Here is a 16,386-nt window from a genome sequence, read left to right as displayed (position 1 = left end):
AAGCCGGGCCAGCTACGATCACAAAACGGTTGGTGATCGTAGTTGGCCCGGCTTTAGTTGGACTCAGAAGTGAATTGGCTCAGGAAAACATAGACATAATTCTGCACAGCTCTGCGTTGCCAGGTTCAGTTAAGGACACGGATTGGAAATAACCCGGTGAATCGCGTTGATACGCCCGATCACTTCCTCACTCAGCACCACTTCTGCACTGGCGAGATTTTCTTGCAGCTGAGCCAGCGTGGTCGCGCCAATAATATTCGAGGTAACAAAATCCTGCTGGGTCACAAACGCCAGCGCCAGTGTCGCAGGTGACAAGCCCAGCTCTGCGGCCAACGCTACATACTGAGACACAGCCTCCTCCGCCTGCTCTCCCTTATAGCGGGAAAAACGCTCAAACAAGGTAATACGAGCGTTGGCTGGCAACTTGCCATTCAGGTATTTACCGGTCAGCACACCAAATGCCAGTGGCGAATAAGCCAGCAGCCCGACGTCTTCACGGATCGATACTTCAGCCATGCCAACTTCATAACTGCGGTTCAGCAAGTTGTAGGGGTTTTGCACCGACACCGGTCGCGGCCAGCCATTCTGGTCGGCAAGCTGGATCACCTTCATGGTGCCCCAGGCGGTTTCGTTGGACAGGCCATAGTGGCGAATTTTGCCCTGTTTGATCAGACCAACCAGCGCTTCCAGGGTTTCTTCCAGAGGCGTTGTGTCTTCTTGGTGGTTATGGGCGTAGCCGAGCTTGCCAAAAAAATTGGTGGTGCGCGCAGGCCAGTGTACCTGGTACAGATCCACATAATCGGTTTGCAGACGTTGCAGGCTGGTATCGATCGCTTCATTTACATGCTGGAGATCCAGTTTTGGCCCGTTACGAATATGCGTCATCCAGTCGCCAGGCCCGGCAATCTTGGTGGCCAGTATGATCTCCTCGCGCTTGCCGGAGCGGGCAAACCAGCTGCCGATATACTGTTCGGTACGGCCTTGGGTTTCGCTTTTCGGCGGCACTGGATACATTTCGGCGGTATCAAAAAAATTGATGCCAGCGGCGACCGCACAATCCATCTGTGCATGAGCTTCCGCTTCAGTATTTTGCTCGCCCCAAGTCATGGTACCCAGGCACAGCTGCGTCACATTCAGATCAGTATTGCCAAGTTTGCGTTTGAGCATGGAATCCTCCTCAAGTTGACCACAGTATAACGATAACGCGCCCGCTCGGTCGCCATACCGTCAAAACCCATTGTTCATCTGACTGCATCAATACTCGGCCTGGGCCTGTGGCTATTGCCCATAAACATTGCTAACCAAATGAACTCAGCCCCCCGCATCCGCTATATCTCGATGCGCCATCAGGCCCGTTTTATTACCCGCTATAGTTCTCCAGCACCGCATTAACCAAAGCCAGTCAATAATCCTGATGACTCTTTCATACAAAATGCAACTTATCAGACTCATGCTGTTCAGGATCAAGAAATCCGCCAACGGCCCGACATAGGATAAATTCATGGCAAGCAATCAAGGAAATAATATGAGTTTATTCAAGTGCTTCAGTACCCTGCCTGAAAATAAGGCCACCCTGGCGCTTCAAGCAGTCAAAGCAGCCAGCGCGTCACTGGATATTGATGAATCTATTCGTGCTCACAAGATTTGGCATAAACGCCTGACACACTACGTCGACCAACATGAGGCAAACTTGCTGGATCCTGAACTGATCGCTGATGACCAGAGCTGCATACTGGGACAGTGGCTATATTCGGATGGGCAACGTCACTTGGCTAACCAGCCTTGTTTTGTCAATCTCCAAAATCTTCACCAGCACTTTCACCGCGAAGCGGCTAGAGTCGTCAGCATGGGGCAAGAGCAACACGATGAAGAAGCCAGTGCCATGTTGCACGACAAACTTGCCCAGTTGAGTTCTGAAATCTACCAGCAGTTGGCCGACATGAAGACACTGCAACAGCAGCAAGACGGACATGACGAACGAGGATAGGTCGAAATTTTCCAGAAGCTGGAGCAACCCAGCAACAACACATCAGTCCGTCTGATCCGGTTCTTCAGACCAGCCACGGCGGCGTTGGTGGCTGAACCACTCACGGCGGTATCGATTGGCCCTGGCACGGTCGGGCAATATATTGATCAATTCAATCAGCAAGGCTTGGCCCTGTTTTTCCAGATTGTCAGGGCAAGGACGTCGAAGTAAACCAATCAGCAGTTTGAAGGCCTGATCGTATTGTTCTTCTGCAGCCAGTTCCTGTGCCAGTGCCAGCCGATTGGCTGGAGTGGGCCTATGCCGAAAACGCTGACGCAAGGCATCCAGGTTATTTTCACGCCGTTGCAGCAGGTGCCAACGCGACAGGGCCTGCTGTATTGCCGGGTCTCGCTGAATATGGGCAGCGGCATTATCGAGCAACACCGACACGTCTAACAGTAGTTGCGGTTGCTGTTTGCTGGCATCCATCAAGCGCTGACAATAACGCGCCACGTCAGCAGCATTACCTGGCTGCTGCTCAATCAGCTGACGCCACAAGGCCAGCCCCTGTTGCCAGTCCTGACGGGTAATACACTGCTCCGCCTGTTTGCGCAGCCGGTCACCGGGTTGCTGGATATAGGGTGCCAGCAGTTGGCGAATCTGGCCTTCCGGTAACGCTGTGGTGAAACGACTCACTTCACGACCATGATAGTAGAGCAGCACACTGGGCAGACCACGCACCTGCATGATGGCCATCAACTCTGGTTGCTGCTCCACATCCACTACCACCAGCTGCAACTGGGGTGAGAACTCCTGTTCAAGGCGTTCCAGCACCGGCAATAACGCCTTGCAGGGTGAGCACCAGCTTGCCTGGAAGTCGATCAACACCAGGCTGTTCTGCGACAGGCTGACGACATAGGGCAAAAAGGCGGAGGGTTCGGGAGGCATGTTGCTCATGAGTACGGCGTCTGAATACACCAGCAGAAGGGTACACGCGTTAATCCGGGCTTGCCAGAAAGCCGCCTGATAACCGATGGCGCTCGGGATACGTATAAAAAAGGTAGCGAACAATAAATGAAGGGACAAGGCAAAAATCGATGAAAAAGCGGACGTCTGCACAGATGTAGGCGTTCGAGTGACACCGGAAGCCAAAGCCAAGTTCAAGAGTGCCAAATAAGCATTGTGAGTCGATTTTTAACACCATCATTGCGAGTCCAGGAATTTATAGATACGCCCTTCAGGCTGTCACAGAGCATTGTTATCCAGTACAACTCACGGGATACTGCTGCCATGAATACATCCTCACCGTCTCTGCCCCCGGAACCGCCAGGTGGCAGCCATCATCGCCAACGAAATATCGTGCTGGGCCTGGTTGTTGTGTTATGGCTGGGCGGCACTGGTCTTGCCCTATGGTGGTTTCAGTCACAAACCATCCGGCCCTTTTTACCAGCGCAAAACTCCCCTGCCGCACTGAACACGCAAACACTGGAGGCCACACTGGCCAGCCTGCTCGTGCAGGCCGCTCCGACCGCTGTCCAGGCACCGGTCACCTTGGTGCATTTCTGGAATCCGGACTGTCTTTGTAATCAGGTCAGCCGCCGCCATTTTGATGGTCTGGTATCCGCCTTTGATGCCAGCCAGCTGCGGATTGTGGTGGTCGCTGCCGCCAACGCCAGCACTGAGCAATTAGCTGAATTCCGACGCCTCAACGGCCAGCGCATGGAGCTTGTCCAGGCTAATGGGCTGACCAGGCAGCTGCCATCCTCTCCCGCCCTGGCGCTGATCAAGGCAAATGGCCAGCTCGGTTATTTTGGTGCTTATGGTTTTGGTGCCTTATGCAGCGTGGCCAACGATGATTTTTTCCCCAATATGGTGCGACAAATGATCGACGGCCAGTACGGGCCGTTTGTCAATATCGCGGGCAGCGGCTGTTTTTGTCAATGGCCTGATCCGGTGTCAGGTACGAACTGAAGGGCGTTGATAACGCCGTCGCCAGACCTGACGGAGCAGTCGTTTACGGCTTTGGCGCAGCGCTTTGAGCAACTGTTTTTCGGCCTCAGCCTGTTGTCCACCAGCAGCATACAACTGCTGTTCCATGGTTTGTGCCAACGCGGATAAATCGTCGCTATCGTCACCCAGTGTTAACCCCAGCCGGGCGAGATAGTGAGTCTGACTCTCACCCATCTGAAAAGCCACTCCCAGCTGCTCACCGACGTCGACCAGTCGCTGCCAGGCCAATCCTACCGGGCTGGCTATTTTGACTGGGCGTTGCCAGCTGATCATCACGGCAATCACCAGAAACACCAATACGATGGCAGCCACCAGCCAGATCAGTAACTGCTGGTAATCGGCCCGCTGCAGGACATTACTGAGCAGGCTTTTCTGCCGTTTGCTATCGTATGACAGCACCCAGCGGTGCCAGAGGTAATTGACCGACTCCAGCTCCATACGCAGTCGGTTGAGCCAGGGAATCTGCCGAATCTGCCCCGGTGACAACAGCTTGTTTTCGAGGAAAGACCCCTCCTCCTTTAACGCCTGTTCAAGACCAAACTGAATTCGCTCCGGTGACACCACGGCCGTCGGGTCAACCCGAACCCAGCCGGTGCCATCCAGCCAGATTTCTGCCCAGGCATGGGCATCGTACTGACGTACCGTCAGATAGTTTTCGGCATCGTTCCACTCGCCCCCCTGATAGCCCACCACCACCCGTGCCGGGATTCCGGCCAGCCGTGCGGCGTAAACAAAGGCACCGGCATAGTGGGCACAAAATCCTAACCGGGTATCAAACAGAAAAGCGTCGATATCGTTATTACCCAAGGCCGGTGGCTTGAGGGTGTAGCGGAAACCCTGGGTACGAAAATAATCAATCAGCTTATTCACCAGATCCACCGGGGTATCACTGTTCGCCACCAGCCCGGCGAGCCATTGGCGCGTACGTGGATTGCCACGGCCTGGCAAATCAAGATTGTGCTGGCGCTGCTGAAAATCCAGGCGATGGCTGACCAGTTCACGGCTGAGGCCAAGGCCCTGATAACGTTTGCGCTGATACACTGGTGTGCGGTTAACCAGTACACCGGTCGAGGTCACACCTATACCGGGTTCCAGCGCCATGCCGTAACGCAAGGTGTAAAGCCAGTGGTTAGAGGTCGCTTCCTGAATAATTTCATAACGCAACACGCCAGTCGTCGCAGTTGGCAATGTTTCTCCGGAAGGAAACCAGCTCACCTCCCGATCCTGTTTCGAGAATCGCCAGGTACGTCCGTCATAACGATCCAGCACCAGCGCTCGCCAATAGAGTTGATCACGAGCCGGTTTTTGTTCACTGTCAAAGGTCGCACGAAATGCCAGCTCATCGGAGCGACTGAGTGAGGCAATATCCCCCGGTGCCATTTGATCGGTCAGCCCGGTGCGAGCCTGTTCTGACTGCAGATTGATACTCCACAATGGTGCTAAGCGCGGAAACAGCAGATAAAACACCAGCATCACCGGAATCGCGGTCGCCAACAGGCCAAACGCATAGCGGCTGGCCATCCAGGCGCCTCCCGTTTCACGGGATACCAGATGCAGTGACACCAAGGCTGCGGTCAGCAACCAGATCACTACCAGACCATACAGTCCCCAGAGCACTTCCTGTTCAAACAGAAAGCCGGTACCTGCCAGGAAGAAACAGAGAAAAACAACGATATAGCCATCGCGCTGGGTACGCATTTCCAGTACTTTTAACAAACAGGTGGCCACAAAAAAGGCGACCGCACTTTCCAGCGAGTATTGACCACTAAAACCGGCATAAACCCCACCAGCTACCGCCACCACGGCAATCAATTTGGTGATTTTGCCAGGATAAGGCAACCGGCCAAGGTGCATTTGCCAGCGCCAGAGCACGGCAGCTCCGGCCATTAGCCAGAAGATCAGCGGTAAATGGGAATAATGCGGTAACAGAGACAGCGCGCCACCACTCAGTAACCAGAACAGTGCTGGCCGGGGGATCTGCTGTTGACGGGCTAACAGCGTCATCGTCGGGTTCCTGTTGCTTCGTCAAGCCGGAACAATGCCAGTATTTTCAGACAGGCACCGAGATGGGCTTCCGAATGTGCCGGAGCCAGCTCCTGAGTCGGTAACCGCAGCCCGTATTGCCAACCCAGCTGATGAGCTTCCAGCACCCAACCACAGAGTTGCGACAAGCGCGGCTCCAAGTCGCCACGGGCATTGGCCCAGTCGAGCCAACAGCTTGCCCCTTCGTCACTGTCAAAGTCCTTGGTCATCAGCCCTTTGCCGCGTGCCAATTGTTTCCAGGCAATTTGCCGCATGGAGTCGCCGGGCTGGTACTGACGCAAGCCACGGAAATCCTGTTCGCCACGAACTTCCAGGGTTGCCCCGAGCAGTTCGCCATCACCGTCGCCACTGCGAAACACAAAAGGGGATTTTTCCGGATATGGGTACACCAGGGTGGAAAAATCCAGCTTGATCCAGCTCCAGGCACGAAATAATCCCAATGGAAACCGGCTTTCCAACAACAACCTGCCAGGTGACAGATAACCACGCTGGTGGCAACGATAACTGAGCGGGAAAGTGTCTGACTCGCCTCGATGAATGCTCAGCTGCTGCCCCGGATTATCCGGGTACTGTAGCCACAGACTGAGATGCTCCCGGCGCGGCATGGCGGCCAGACGTAGCGGAATATCGAACACCTGTCCAACGTGACCATTAATCGCTTCCCGGCTACTGATGCTCAGCCCTTTGAGATTACGAAAAGTCAGATACATGGCCGACAGGCCGATGCTGAATAACCAGAACGTCATGCCATAAATCAGGCTGTTCTGATAATTGATGGCGGTTACCAGCAACAGTACCACCAGCGCCAGATAGAGCAACCCGATCCGGGTCGGCACGATAAAAATCGACCGATGGCCCAGCACCATGGTGCGGGTTGCTGGCAGACGTCGATCAAGCCAGCGTTGCCAGCGATGGCCGAACAGACGTTTGATCGCGAATTGTCTTGCCACGTTTTACACCAGTACCGCAACCGAATTAAGTATGCGGGCCGACACACTGTGTGCCCCACCCTCCGCTGCATCGGCCAGGCGGTGGTCGACAACCGCAGGTAATACCGCCTGAATATCTTCAGGTAATACGTGCTGGCGTTCATGCACCAGCGCCCAGGCTCGAGCCGCTTGCAATAGCGCCAGTGCGCCCCGAGGCGACAGCCCATACAGATAACCGGACTCGTAGCGCGAAAAGGCAATAATACGCTGCAGGTAATCCAGTACCGATGCCGATGCGTGAATGTCGCGCACCTGCCGCTGCAGCTGCTGCAGTTGCTGCGGCGTTATTTGCGCTTGCAGCTGATTGGCCATATCCCGGCGGCTGGCACCTTCCAGTAATTGACGCTCGGCCTGCTCGGACGGGTAGCCCAGTGAGATGCACATCAAAAACCGGTCAAGCTGGCTTTCTGGCAGTGGAAACGTACCCGACTGCGACACCGGGTTCTGGGTGGCAATCACAAAAAATGGCTCTGGCAGAGGTCGGGTTTCGCCTTCTACCGTGACCTGACGTTCTTCCATGGCTTCCAGCAGTGCGCTCTGGGATTTTGGCGTGGCCCGGTTAATTTCATCGGCCAGCAATAGCTGACTGAATACCGGCCCCTCATGAAAACGGAAACGTCCCAAGTCGGAACCGGGTTCCTTTTCAAAAATACTGACACCGAGAATATCTGCCGGGAGCAAATCACTGGTGAACTGAATGCGGTTGTAATTCAGCCCCAGCACACCGGCCAGCGCATGGGCCAGGGTAGTTTTGCCCATACCCGGCAAATCCTCAATCAGCAAATGCCCATCGGCTAACAGGCAACTTAATGCCAGTTTGAGTTGCTCCGGTTTACCCAGAATAATCTGGTTAAGCTGTTGCAGGGCGGCGCTGACGGCGCTGGTCATATCGGGTCTCCGTTGTAATAACTGATCAAGTGGCTACGGCAGATGCCTGGACGGTCAAGAGTTTATGCCAGACCTGGAAAAGCAGGTCGAGAGTTAATAACCAATCACACGACAAACCGGGATATTACTGACGAGCAATGACCAGCAAGCAATGACCAGCGAGAAGTTGCGAACAAAATACGGTAGCCATAAAAAACGGGGCCGCAGCCCCATGTGATTCAGATCGGCTCAGAGTGCATCCAGCCCGCGTGCCAGATCTTTACGCACGTCGTTAATGTTTTCCAGCCCCACCGCAACGCGAATCAAGCCCTGGGTAATACCCGCCGCCAGACGTTCTGCTTCCGACAAGCGTCCGTGGGTCGTGGTGCCCGGATGCGTAATGGTGGTTTTGGCATCACCCAGATTCGCCGTAATCGATATCATCCGGGTGGCATCAATCACCTTCCAGGCTTCTTCCCGACCGCCAGCGACTTCAAACGACAGTACTCCGCCCGGCAGGCTTTGCTGCTTCTGGATCAGCTCGTACTGTGGATGCGAGGCCAGACCACAAAAGTTGACCTGTTTTACCTTCGGATGCTGTTGTAACCAGCAGGCCAGAATCGACGCATTGTCGCTGTGGGCTTTCATGCGCAGGCTGAGCGTTTCCAGCCCCTTGGTAAAGACCCAGGCATTAAACGGGCTCATGGTCGGGCCCGCAGAGCGCAGCACACCAATCACCGGTTCGATCAGCTCATGACTGCCCACCACCGCGCCTCCCAGACAACGACCCTGGCCATCAATGTATTTGGTGGCAGAATGCACCACCAGGTCGGCACCCAGCGCCAGTGGTTGCTGAATCACCGGGGTGCAGAAACAGTTATCCACCACCAGCAAGGCATTGGCTGCACCGGCGACCCGCGCCAGCGCTTCGATATCCGCGACTTCCGCCATCGGATTGGAAGGTGATTCAAGAAAGAACAGCCGGGTTTCCGGCTTGCAGTGGGCTGCCCAATCATCGGCATCGACCGGATTGACGTAATCGATATCGACGTTGAATTTACGCAGGAATTTCTCGAACAGCACAATGGTGCTGCCAAACACACTGCGAGAGCAGAGCACATGATCACCGGCTTTCAGGTGAGCAATCGCGACGGCATAAATAGCCGCCATACCGGACGCGGTGGCAGCACAGGCTTCAGCGCCTTCCATGGCGGCCAGACGCTCTTCAAAGGTACGTACCGTCGGGTTGGTATAGCGTGAGTAGACGTTGCCCGGATGTTCACCGGAAAAAGTTGCAGCCGCTTCTGCCGCCGAGCGAAATACATAACTGCTACTGGGGAAAATCGCTTCGGAGTGTTCCTGCTCCTGAGTGCGGTACTGACCGGCACGAACCGCCAGGGTTTCGATCTCGCAATCGGTCAGGTCTGATTGGTACGGAGCGAGTAAATCATGAATATCATTCATCGGGTTTCTGCCTTGTCTATGGCCTAAAAACGCAACAGGGCAGCGGAAGGCTGCCCTGTTGTTGATACTGATCAGGCGTCAAACACCTTCACAACCGGGTTGTTCAGGATTCTGCCTCGTTGTGCAGATCGATAGCAACATTGGCGATTGCCTTGCGGATACCTTTGGAGGAGTCGCTGCGCAAATCGGACAAGCGGCGGAAGTAATCGTCATCAATATCACCGGTGACGTATTCACCGTTAAATACCGAACAGTCGAACTCCGTGGCCGCTGTTTTGCTGCCTTCGAGACAAGCGGTGATCAGGTCATCCAGCTCCTGGTACACCAGCCAGTCGGCACCGATTGCCGTGGCAATTTCTTCCGTGGTGCGGCCATGGGCGATAAATTCTTCCTTGGCTGGCATATCAATACCGTAGACGTTCGGATAGCGCACCGCTGGTGCGGCGGATGCAAAATAGACGTTTTCTGCACCGGCATCACGCGCCATCTCGATGATCTGTTCGCAGGTGGTACCCCGTACAATGGAGTCATCCACCAGCAGTACATTCTTGCCACGAAATTCCAGATCCAGTGCGTTCAGTTTCTGACGCACGGATTTCTTGCGCTGTTGCTGACCCGGCATAATGAAGGTACGACCGATATAGCGGTTCTTCATAAAGCCTTCACGGTATTTCACACCGAGCCGGTTGGCCAGTTCCAGCGCTGAAGAACGGCTGGTATCCGGAATCGGGATCACCACATCGATATTGTGATCCGGATGCTCCCGCATGATCTTTTCCGCCAGTTTCTCACCCATACGCAGACGCGCCTTGTACACCGCGATGCCATCCATAATGGAATCCGGGCGGGCAAAGTACACTTGTTCAAACAGACAAGGGGTCAGGCGTACGTTTTCGGCACACTGCTGGGTAAAGATATCACCGGCTTCCGTCATCACCACACATTCGCCGGGTTCAATATCACGCTCGATCTGAAACCCCAGTGCATCGAGCGCGACTGACTCGGACGCCACCATGTATTCCGACCCGGTCGCGGTGTCACGACGGCCAAACACCGCAGGACGAATACCGTTCGGATCACGGAAGGCCACCACACCATAACCACAGATCATGGCAACGACGGCATAACCCCCACGGATACGTTCATGCACCCGGCGCACAGCACGAAAAATCATTTCTGGTGTTGGCACCAGCTGCTTCTGTTCCTGCAGCTCATGAGCAAAGATATTCAACAATACTTCGGAATCCGATGTGGTGTTGATGTGACGCAGGTCTTCACGGTAGATGTCCTGGGCCAACTCGGTGGTGTTGGTCAGGTTACCATTATGCGCCAACACAATGCCGTAAGGTGAATTGACATAAAAGGGCTGAGCTTCCGCCGAACTTGAACTGCCCGCCGTCGGATAACGCACATGACCGATCCCCATACGACCAATCAGGCGCTGCATATGGCGAGTACGGAAGACATCCCGAACCAGGCCATTGTCTTTACGTAGATAAAACTTTCCCTGATCACTGGTTACGATGCCGGCCGCATCCTGGCCGCGATGCTGAAGCACCGTCAACGCATCGTAAATAGACTGGTTTACATGGGTCTTGGCGACGATACCCACAATTCCGCACATTCGCGTATTACCTCAGAAATCAGACGGGATAGAGGACATCACCCGGTCAGCGGTGCCCGGCAGCGTATTACGCGCCCAGTCGGCCAGCATTTCCAGGTGAGGAATAAACATTGATTGCTGCCACCAGGGATCCTTTGGAACCATAGTGAACTGCAATCCATAAACAACCGCGACCAGCACAACCAGACCACGGATACAACCAAAGACCATGCCGAGTATACGGTCTGTGCCGCTCAGTCCGGTTAGCCGCACCACTTCGACAATCAGATGATTGACCATGGCGCCGATAGCAACAGTGCCCAGAAAGAGCACGACAAAGGCGGCGATCCAGCGTAATGAATTGGTTTCAATATAATCGGTCAGGAGGGTAGCCAGATTGCCACTGAACATCCGGGCCACCACAAAAGCCCCGACCCATACAATCAGTGACAATGCTTCTCGCACGAAACCGCGCTTGAGACTGATCAGGCTGGAGATTCCCAGCACCGCCAATATTACCCAATCAACGACGGCCATCTTGCTCTCACAGCGGATTTAATGAAGCGCGCAGTATAGGGTTTAGTACTGATTTCGACAACTGAAGAGACCGATTTGGGGTCATTTCGGGCCAGGAAAAGCGTCAACAACCCGCTCAGAAACAGGCATCGAACGTTATACCACACGGCTAAAAGCACGCTTCAATCGGCCTCTCAGAGCGTTAACGGGCGATAAAGCGCTTAATTCTCAGATCCTTGCGCTTTAATATTTTTTCCAGCTGAGTACGCAAGACCTCTGCCTGCTGCTGCTGCAGTTCCGGGCCAACAAACACCCGTGTCAGGCCATCGTCATCGGTACGGGAAAAGGCCTTGAAGCCCTGACCACGAATGTTATCGCGAAAACTGGTGGCATTTTCATTGCTGGAAAAGGCCCCCAATTGCACCACCCAAGCATAAGGTAACGCAGTTTCATCCAGATGGGCACGTTCGGGCTGTTTTTTGACCACTGCTGGCACCGGGTCATCAACCTCCGCCGTATTAACCGCTGGCGTTGCCAATTCGGCCGTGGCTTCACCACTGGCCAGCTGCTCCAGGTCAATACGAATCCGTTGCTGGTTCTGGACTTCAGCCCAATCAGGCATATCAGGCATCGGCGGCATATCCTGATCAATCGTCAGCCGCTGGCTGGAGCCATCAATTACAATCGGCACCGCAATCGCCAAGGCCACAACAGTGACAACAGCACCAAGAATGCGCTTGTTCAGATGCTTTTCCATGCGTACTCCCCGCTTTTTTGCTGGGCATAAATGAGTGTTAATGCCTGCTCAACGGTATAAAAAGATCCAACTACCAGCCAGTGTTCATCCGCCAGTGCGGTTTGCTGCAAATGCTTCAGGGCCGCGTTTACCGTCGGATAAACCGCCACCGTACGATCAACACCATCAACACCATCAACACCATCAACCGCCACAGCCTGAAAACGCTGCTCCAGCCCGGCGGCATCCAGGCCACGATGGCAGTCCAGTCCGGCCAGCTTCCACAAACGTGCGGCAGGTAAAGCCTGGACAACCTTTTCTACCGGCTTGTCTGCCAGCATCGCCAGCAGAATACCGTCGACCTCCAGCTCACGAGTTGCCAGGTACGCTGCCGCCTGCTCGTTGTGAGCCACATCCAGCGTCACGCTAAACGTACGGCCGTCAGGGCATTGGCAGCGCCAACCCTGTAAGCGGCCCGGAACCCGCAAACGCTTGAGGGTGTCCGCTACTTCTTGTTCGGGCAACAAGTGGCCAACCGCAGCCAGTGCCTGCAACGCAGTCGCAATGTTGGCTGCCGGAATAAAGCCACGAGGCAACACCCATTCCATCGACGTATCGTCATCCGGGTACGGCAAGAAACGGATGTTCAGCACAGCTGCATCACCTTGCACCCGCTCAGTCACATCAAAAGCTTCTCCGCGCCCCAGCCACATCCCTTCACAGGCATTCACCGTGGCCCGAGCACGTTCCGGGGGATTGGGTTGACCACAGACCAGATAGCGATCTGGCCGGGCGATAGCGCATTTTTCATAGGCAATGACATTCAGGTCGTTCCCCAGCCAGGCTTCGTGATCCAGCCCGATACTGGTGACCACCGCAACATCGGCGTCCACGACGTTTACTGCATCCAGACGTCCACCGAGGCCAATTTCCAGTACACAGGCGTCCAGATGCTGTTGTTTGAACCAGGCCAGCGCAGCCAGGGTACCGAATTCAAAATAGGTCAGCGGCTGTTCTTCGCGCGCCTGTTCGACCAGCGCGAACGACTGGCACAGGTCGGCATCGGAAATATCGCTGCCATTCACCGATACGCGTTCGTTATAACGCAAGATATGCGGTGAGTTATAACAGCCGACCGATAACCCTTGGCGCAACAACAAGGCACTTATCAGCGCCGAGGTAGTGCCTTTGCCATTGGTTCCGGCCACCATGATCACCAGTCCGGCAGGTCGCAGGCACCCCAACCGCTCTGCGACTGTGCGCACGCGATCGAGACCCATGTCAATCTCAGCAGGATGCACCGACTCCAGATGCTCGAGCCAACGCTTGACATTCCAACTACTGAAGTCAGTCATCCTGAATATCCTTCTTTGTTACGACCGGATTATTGCTGATCCATGGCGATGCGCATTTCCTGCATCAGCTCGGTGACCAGACGTCGGGCTTCAGCAGGGTTAGTGGCATTGTCGGCGATATGATTAACAATCGCGCTACCGACAATCACACCATCACAGACTTTGGACACCGCCGCTGCCGTGACACCGTTCTGAATACCAAACCCGACCCCCACCGGAATGGATACGTGCTGGCGAATACGCTGCAGGTTACGTTCAACGTCATCCACATCCAGCGCTTTCGAGCCGGTCACTCCTTTCAGGGAGACATAATAAACGTAGCCACTACCCGCCTTGCCGATGGCTTCAATACGGGCATCGGTAGTGGTCGGTGCGATCAGATACACCATATCCAGTCCGGCACTCTTGAAGATGGAATCAACGTCCGTGGCTTCTTCTGGCGGTAAATCTACCAGCAGTACCCCATCCACACCGGCCGTCACCGCTGCGGTCACAAAGGTGTCGTAGCCCATGGCTTCTACCGGGTTCAGATAGCCCATCAGTACAATCGGCGTGGTGGTGTTGGTGGCCCGAAATTCAGTCACCATGGCCAGCACGTCGCGCAGTGAGGTGTTGTGTTCCAGTGCCCGCTCACAGGCCAACTGAATAGTGGGGCCATCCGCCATGGGATCGGAAAAAGGCACCCCCAGCTCAATCAGGTCGCAACCGGCATCCACCAGCGCATGCATCATCGGCACCGTGGCTTCTTTTTGCGGATCACCAGCGGTGATGTAGGGGATCAGCGCTTTTTTGCCCGTTTCTTTCAAGGCAGCAAATAAAATAGCAATACGAGACATATCGAACTCCGATCCTTATGCAGTCACGCCATCAAGAGTGGCAATGGTATGAATGTCCTTGTCACCACGACCGGACAAGTTCACCACAATGACCTTGTCGGAAGGCATGGTGGCTGCCAGCTTCATGGCAAAGGCCACGGCATGGGATGATTCCAGTGCCGGCATGATACCTTCCAGCCGTGTCAGCTTGTGAAATGCATCGATCGCTTCAACATCGGTAGCCGCCACATACTGGGCACGACCAACGTCTTTCAACCAGGAATGCTCAGGGCCAACACCCGGATAATCCAGACCGGCAGAGATAGAGTGAGTGCCCATGATCTGGCCATTTTCATCTTCCATCAGATAGGTACGGTTACCGTGTAAGACACCAGGACGGCCCTTGCTCAGTGGCGCAGCATGGTCATCACCGTCCAGACCCAGACCACCGGCTTCAACACCATACATGGCGACTTCCGGGTATTTGATGTAGGGATGGAACATGCCAATGGCATTGGATCCCCCCCCGACACAGGCCACCAGAGCATCTGGCTGACGACCAATCTGCTCCAAACTCTGAACCTGGGTTTCACGACCGATGATGGATTGGAAATCACGCACCAACATTGGGTATGGGTGCGGGCCAGCAGCCGTGCCGATAATGTAGAAAGTATCGTCAACGTGAGTAACCCAGTGCCGCATGGCTTCGTTCATGGCGTCTTTCAGAGTCTTGGTACCGGAGGTTACCGACTCCACTTCGGCACCCAGCAGCTTCATGCGGTAGACGTTCAGCTTCTGCCGTTCAACGTCGGTCGAGCCCATAAAGACCTTGCACTCCAAACCAAAACGCGCCGCAACGGTGGCAGACGCCACACCATGCTGGCCCGCGCCAGTTTCAGCAATAATCTTCTTTTTGCCCATAAACTTGGCCAGCAAAGCCTGACCAATGGTGTTGTTGATCTTGTGGGCACCGGTGTGATTAAGATCTTCTCGCTTCAGAAAGATCCGTGCACCACCACAATGGTCACTCAGACGTTCGGCGTAATACAGCGGCGACGGACGCCCCACATAGTGCGCCAGGTCGTGATCGAAGGCTTTCTGGAAGTCTTCGTCATCACGCAGTTTCAGGTAGGTAGATTGCAGTTCATCCAGTGCCGCCGTCAGGGTTTCGGAGACGAAACGGCCACCAAAAATACCAAAATGGCCGCGTGCATCGGGCAAGTTGGCGTTTAATACATCTGCGTGTGCGTTTTGTTCAGGAGTTGTGTTGTTCGTTGTCGACACGATACACCTCGTTCATAAATGCCTGAATCTTGCTGGCATCCTTTATGCCTTTATTTCCTGGCCCGTCAGCCTCGACGCCTCCGCTCACATCCACCGCAAAAGGGTGCAGATCGCGAATAGCGGTTGCCACGTTAACAGGAGACAAGCCACCAGCAAGAATAATGGGTTTGTTTAAATCGTCTGGCACCAGCGACCAGTCAAAGGTTTCGCCAGTACCACCTGGAACACCAGGTTTGTAGCTGTCTAGCAGCAGAGACAAGGCACCTGGGAAGCGCACGCACGCCTCCACCATATCCGACGCTTGCCGGACACGGACTGCCTTGATGTAGGGGCGGTTGAATTGTTGGCAGAAGCCATCGTCTTCGTCACCGTGGAATTGGATAAGGTCAATTCTAACGGCATCCAGAACGCTTTGCACTTGTTCAACGGTCGGATTAACAAAAAGAGCAGTAACGGTAACGAAAGCCGGAATCACAGCGGCAATGTCAGCCGCTTGTTGCATATCAACCGCTCGCGGACTGGGTGGATAAAACACCAGGCCGATAGCGTCGGCACCGCTGTTTACCACTTTGATGGCATCTTCTACACGAGTAACCCCACAAATTTTGACTCGTGTGCGGATAACGGGCGTGGTCGACATTGCAAGGTTCCTGAACAAATACCGCGATGGTAGCAGAATTTGCCAGCAATGGCCGGGGTCAGGTGTGCCCTCATTCCCGTGCTCGGTGTGCGAATACG

Annotated in this window: 15 protein-coding genes; 2 read left to right on the top strand and 13 right to left on the bottom strand. The window is 54.7% G+C overall.

Annotation, left to right across the window (positions count from 1 at the left end):
- Positions 1-129: 129 nt before the first annotated feature.
- Positions 130-1,167, bottom strand: a complete 1,038-nt coding sequence (locus tag SOJ49_RS08330) for an NADP(H)-dependent aldo-keto reductase (RefSeq protein WP_369857762.1) — start codon at positions 1,165-1,167, stop codon at positions 130-132.
- 358 nt (positions 1,168-1,525) lie between these two features.
- Here SOJ49_RS08330 and SOJ49_RS08325 point away from each other — a divergent pair, with 358 nt between their 5' ends.
- Positions 1,526-1,987 (top strand): CZB domain-containing protein, encoded by a 462-nt coding sequence (locus tag SOJ49_RS08325; RefSeq protein ID WP_369857761.1) that lies wholly within the window; start codon positions 1,526-1,528, stop codon positions 1,985-1,987.
- A 42-nt stretch (positions 1,988-2,029) separates the two neighbouring features.
- On the opposite strand, the gene SOJ49_RS08320 is transcribed toward SOJ49_RS08325, so the two are convergent.
- Positions 2,030-2,923: a tetratricopeptide repeat protein gene (locus tag SOJ49_RS08320; protein WP_369857760.1), complete on the bottom strand. Its 894-nt coding sequence runs from the start codon at positions 2,921-2,923 to the stop codon at positions 2,030-2,032.
- A gap of 333 nt (positions 2,924-3,256) precedes the next feature.
- Here SOJ49_RS08320 and SOJ49_RS08315 point away from each other — a divergent pair, with 333 nt between their 5' ends.
- Positions 3,257-3,937, top strand: a complete 681-nt coding sequence (locus SOJ49_RS08315; protein WP_369857759.1) for a DUF6436 domain-containing protein — start codon at positions 3,257-3,259, stop codon at positions 3,935-3,937.
- Here SOJ49_RS08315 and SOJ49_RS08310 read toward each other — a convergent pair.
- From SOJ49_RS08310 to SOJ49_RS08260, 11 genes are all read right to left on the bottom strand, one after another.
- Complete coding sequence (locus tag SOJ49_RS08310; RefSeq protein WP_369857758.1) at positions 3,923-5,980, bottom strand: DUF3488 and DUF4129 domain-containing transglutaminase family protein; 2,058 nt, start codon at positions 5,978-5,980, stop codon at positions 3,923-3,925. The genes SOJ49_RS08315 and SOJ49_RS08310 overlap by 15 nt on opposite strands.
- Entirely contained in the window at positions 5,977-6,969 is a 993-nt protein-coding gene (locus SOJ49_RS08305; RefSeq protein WP_369857757.1) for a DUF58 domain-containing protein, read from the bottom strand. The genes SOJ49_RS08310 and SOJ49_RS08305 overlap by 4 nt, the downstream gene beginning before the upstream one ends.
- Before the next feature lie 3 nt (positions 6,970-6,972).
- Entirely contained in the window at positions 6,973-7,896 is a 924-nt protein-coding gene (locus SOJ49_RS08300; protein ID WP_369857756.1) for an AAA family ATPase, read from the bottom strand.
- 228 nt (positions 7,897-8,124) lie between these two features.
- Entirely contained in the window at positions 8,125-9,339 is a 1,215-nt protein-coding gene (locus SOJ49_RS08295) for an O-succinylhomoserine sulfhydrylase (RefSeq protein WP_369857755.1), read from the bottom strand.
- Positions 9,340-9,442: 103 nt separating this feature from the next.
- Entirely contained in the window at positions 9,443-10,963 is a 1,521-nt protein-coding gene (purF, locus tag SOJ49_RS08290) for an amidophosphoribosyltransferase (RefSeq protein WP_369857754.1), read from the bottom strand.
- A 12-nt stretch (positions 10,964-10,975) separates the two neighbouring features.
- Positions 10,976-11,479: a CvpA family protein gene (locus SOJ49_RS08285; protein ID WP_369857753.1), complete on the bottom strand. Its 504-nt coding sequence runs from the start codon at positions 11,477-11,479 to the stop codon at positions 10,976-10,978.
- A 181-nt stretch (positions 11,480-11,660) separates the two neighbouring features.
- A complete protein-coding gene (locus SOJ49_RS08280; protein WP_369857752.1) occupies positions 11,661-12,215 on the bottom strand; it encodes an SPOR domain-containing protein in 555 nt (184 codons plus the stop codon).
- Positions 12,200-13,549, bottom strand: coding sequence for a folylpolyglutamate synthase/dihydrofolate synthase family protein (locus SOJ49_RS08275; protein ID WP_369857751.1), 1,350 nt, complete (start codon positions 13,547-13,549; stop codon positions 12,200-12,202). The genes SOJ49_RS08280 and SOJ49_RS08275 overlap by 16 nt, the downstream gene beginning before the upstream one ends.
- A 29-nt stretch (positions 13,550-13,578) precedes the next feature.
- A complete protein-coding gene (trpA, locus tag SOJ49_RS08270) occupies positions 13,579-14,385 on the bottom strand; it encodes a tryptophan synthase subunit alpha (RefSeq protein ID WP_369857750.1) in 807 nt (268 codons plus the stop codon).
- Positions 14,386-14,400: 15 nt separating this feature from the next.
- Positions 14,401-15,585: a tryptophan synthase subunit beta gene (gene trpB / locus SOJ49_RS08265; RefSeq protein WP_369858053.1), complete on the bottom strand. Its 1,185-nt coding sequence runs from the start codon at positions 15,583-15,585 to the stop codon at positions 14,401-14,403.
- A gap of 34 nt (positions 15,586-15,619) precedes the next feature.
- Positions 15,620-16,288 carry a phosphoribosylanthranilate isomerase gene (locus SOJ49_RS08260; protein WP_369857749.1) on the bottom strand — a complete coding sequence of 223 codons (669 nt, stop codon included), beginning with the start codon at positions 16,286-16,288 and terminating at the stop codon, positions 15,620-15,622.
- Positions 16,289-16,386 lie beyond the last annotated feature (98 nt).

It is taken from the genome of Candidatus Thalassolituus haligoni (assembly GCF_041222825.1).
Classification (GTDB): Bacteria; Pseudomonadota; Gammaproteobacteria; order Pseudomonadales; family Oceanobacteraceae; genus Oceanobacter; species Oceanobacter antarcticus.
This window is presented reverse-complemented; position numbering and strand designations above follow the sequence as displayed.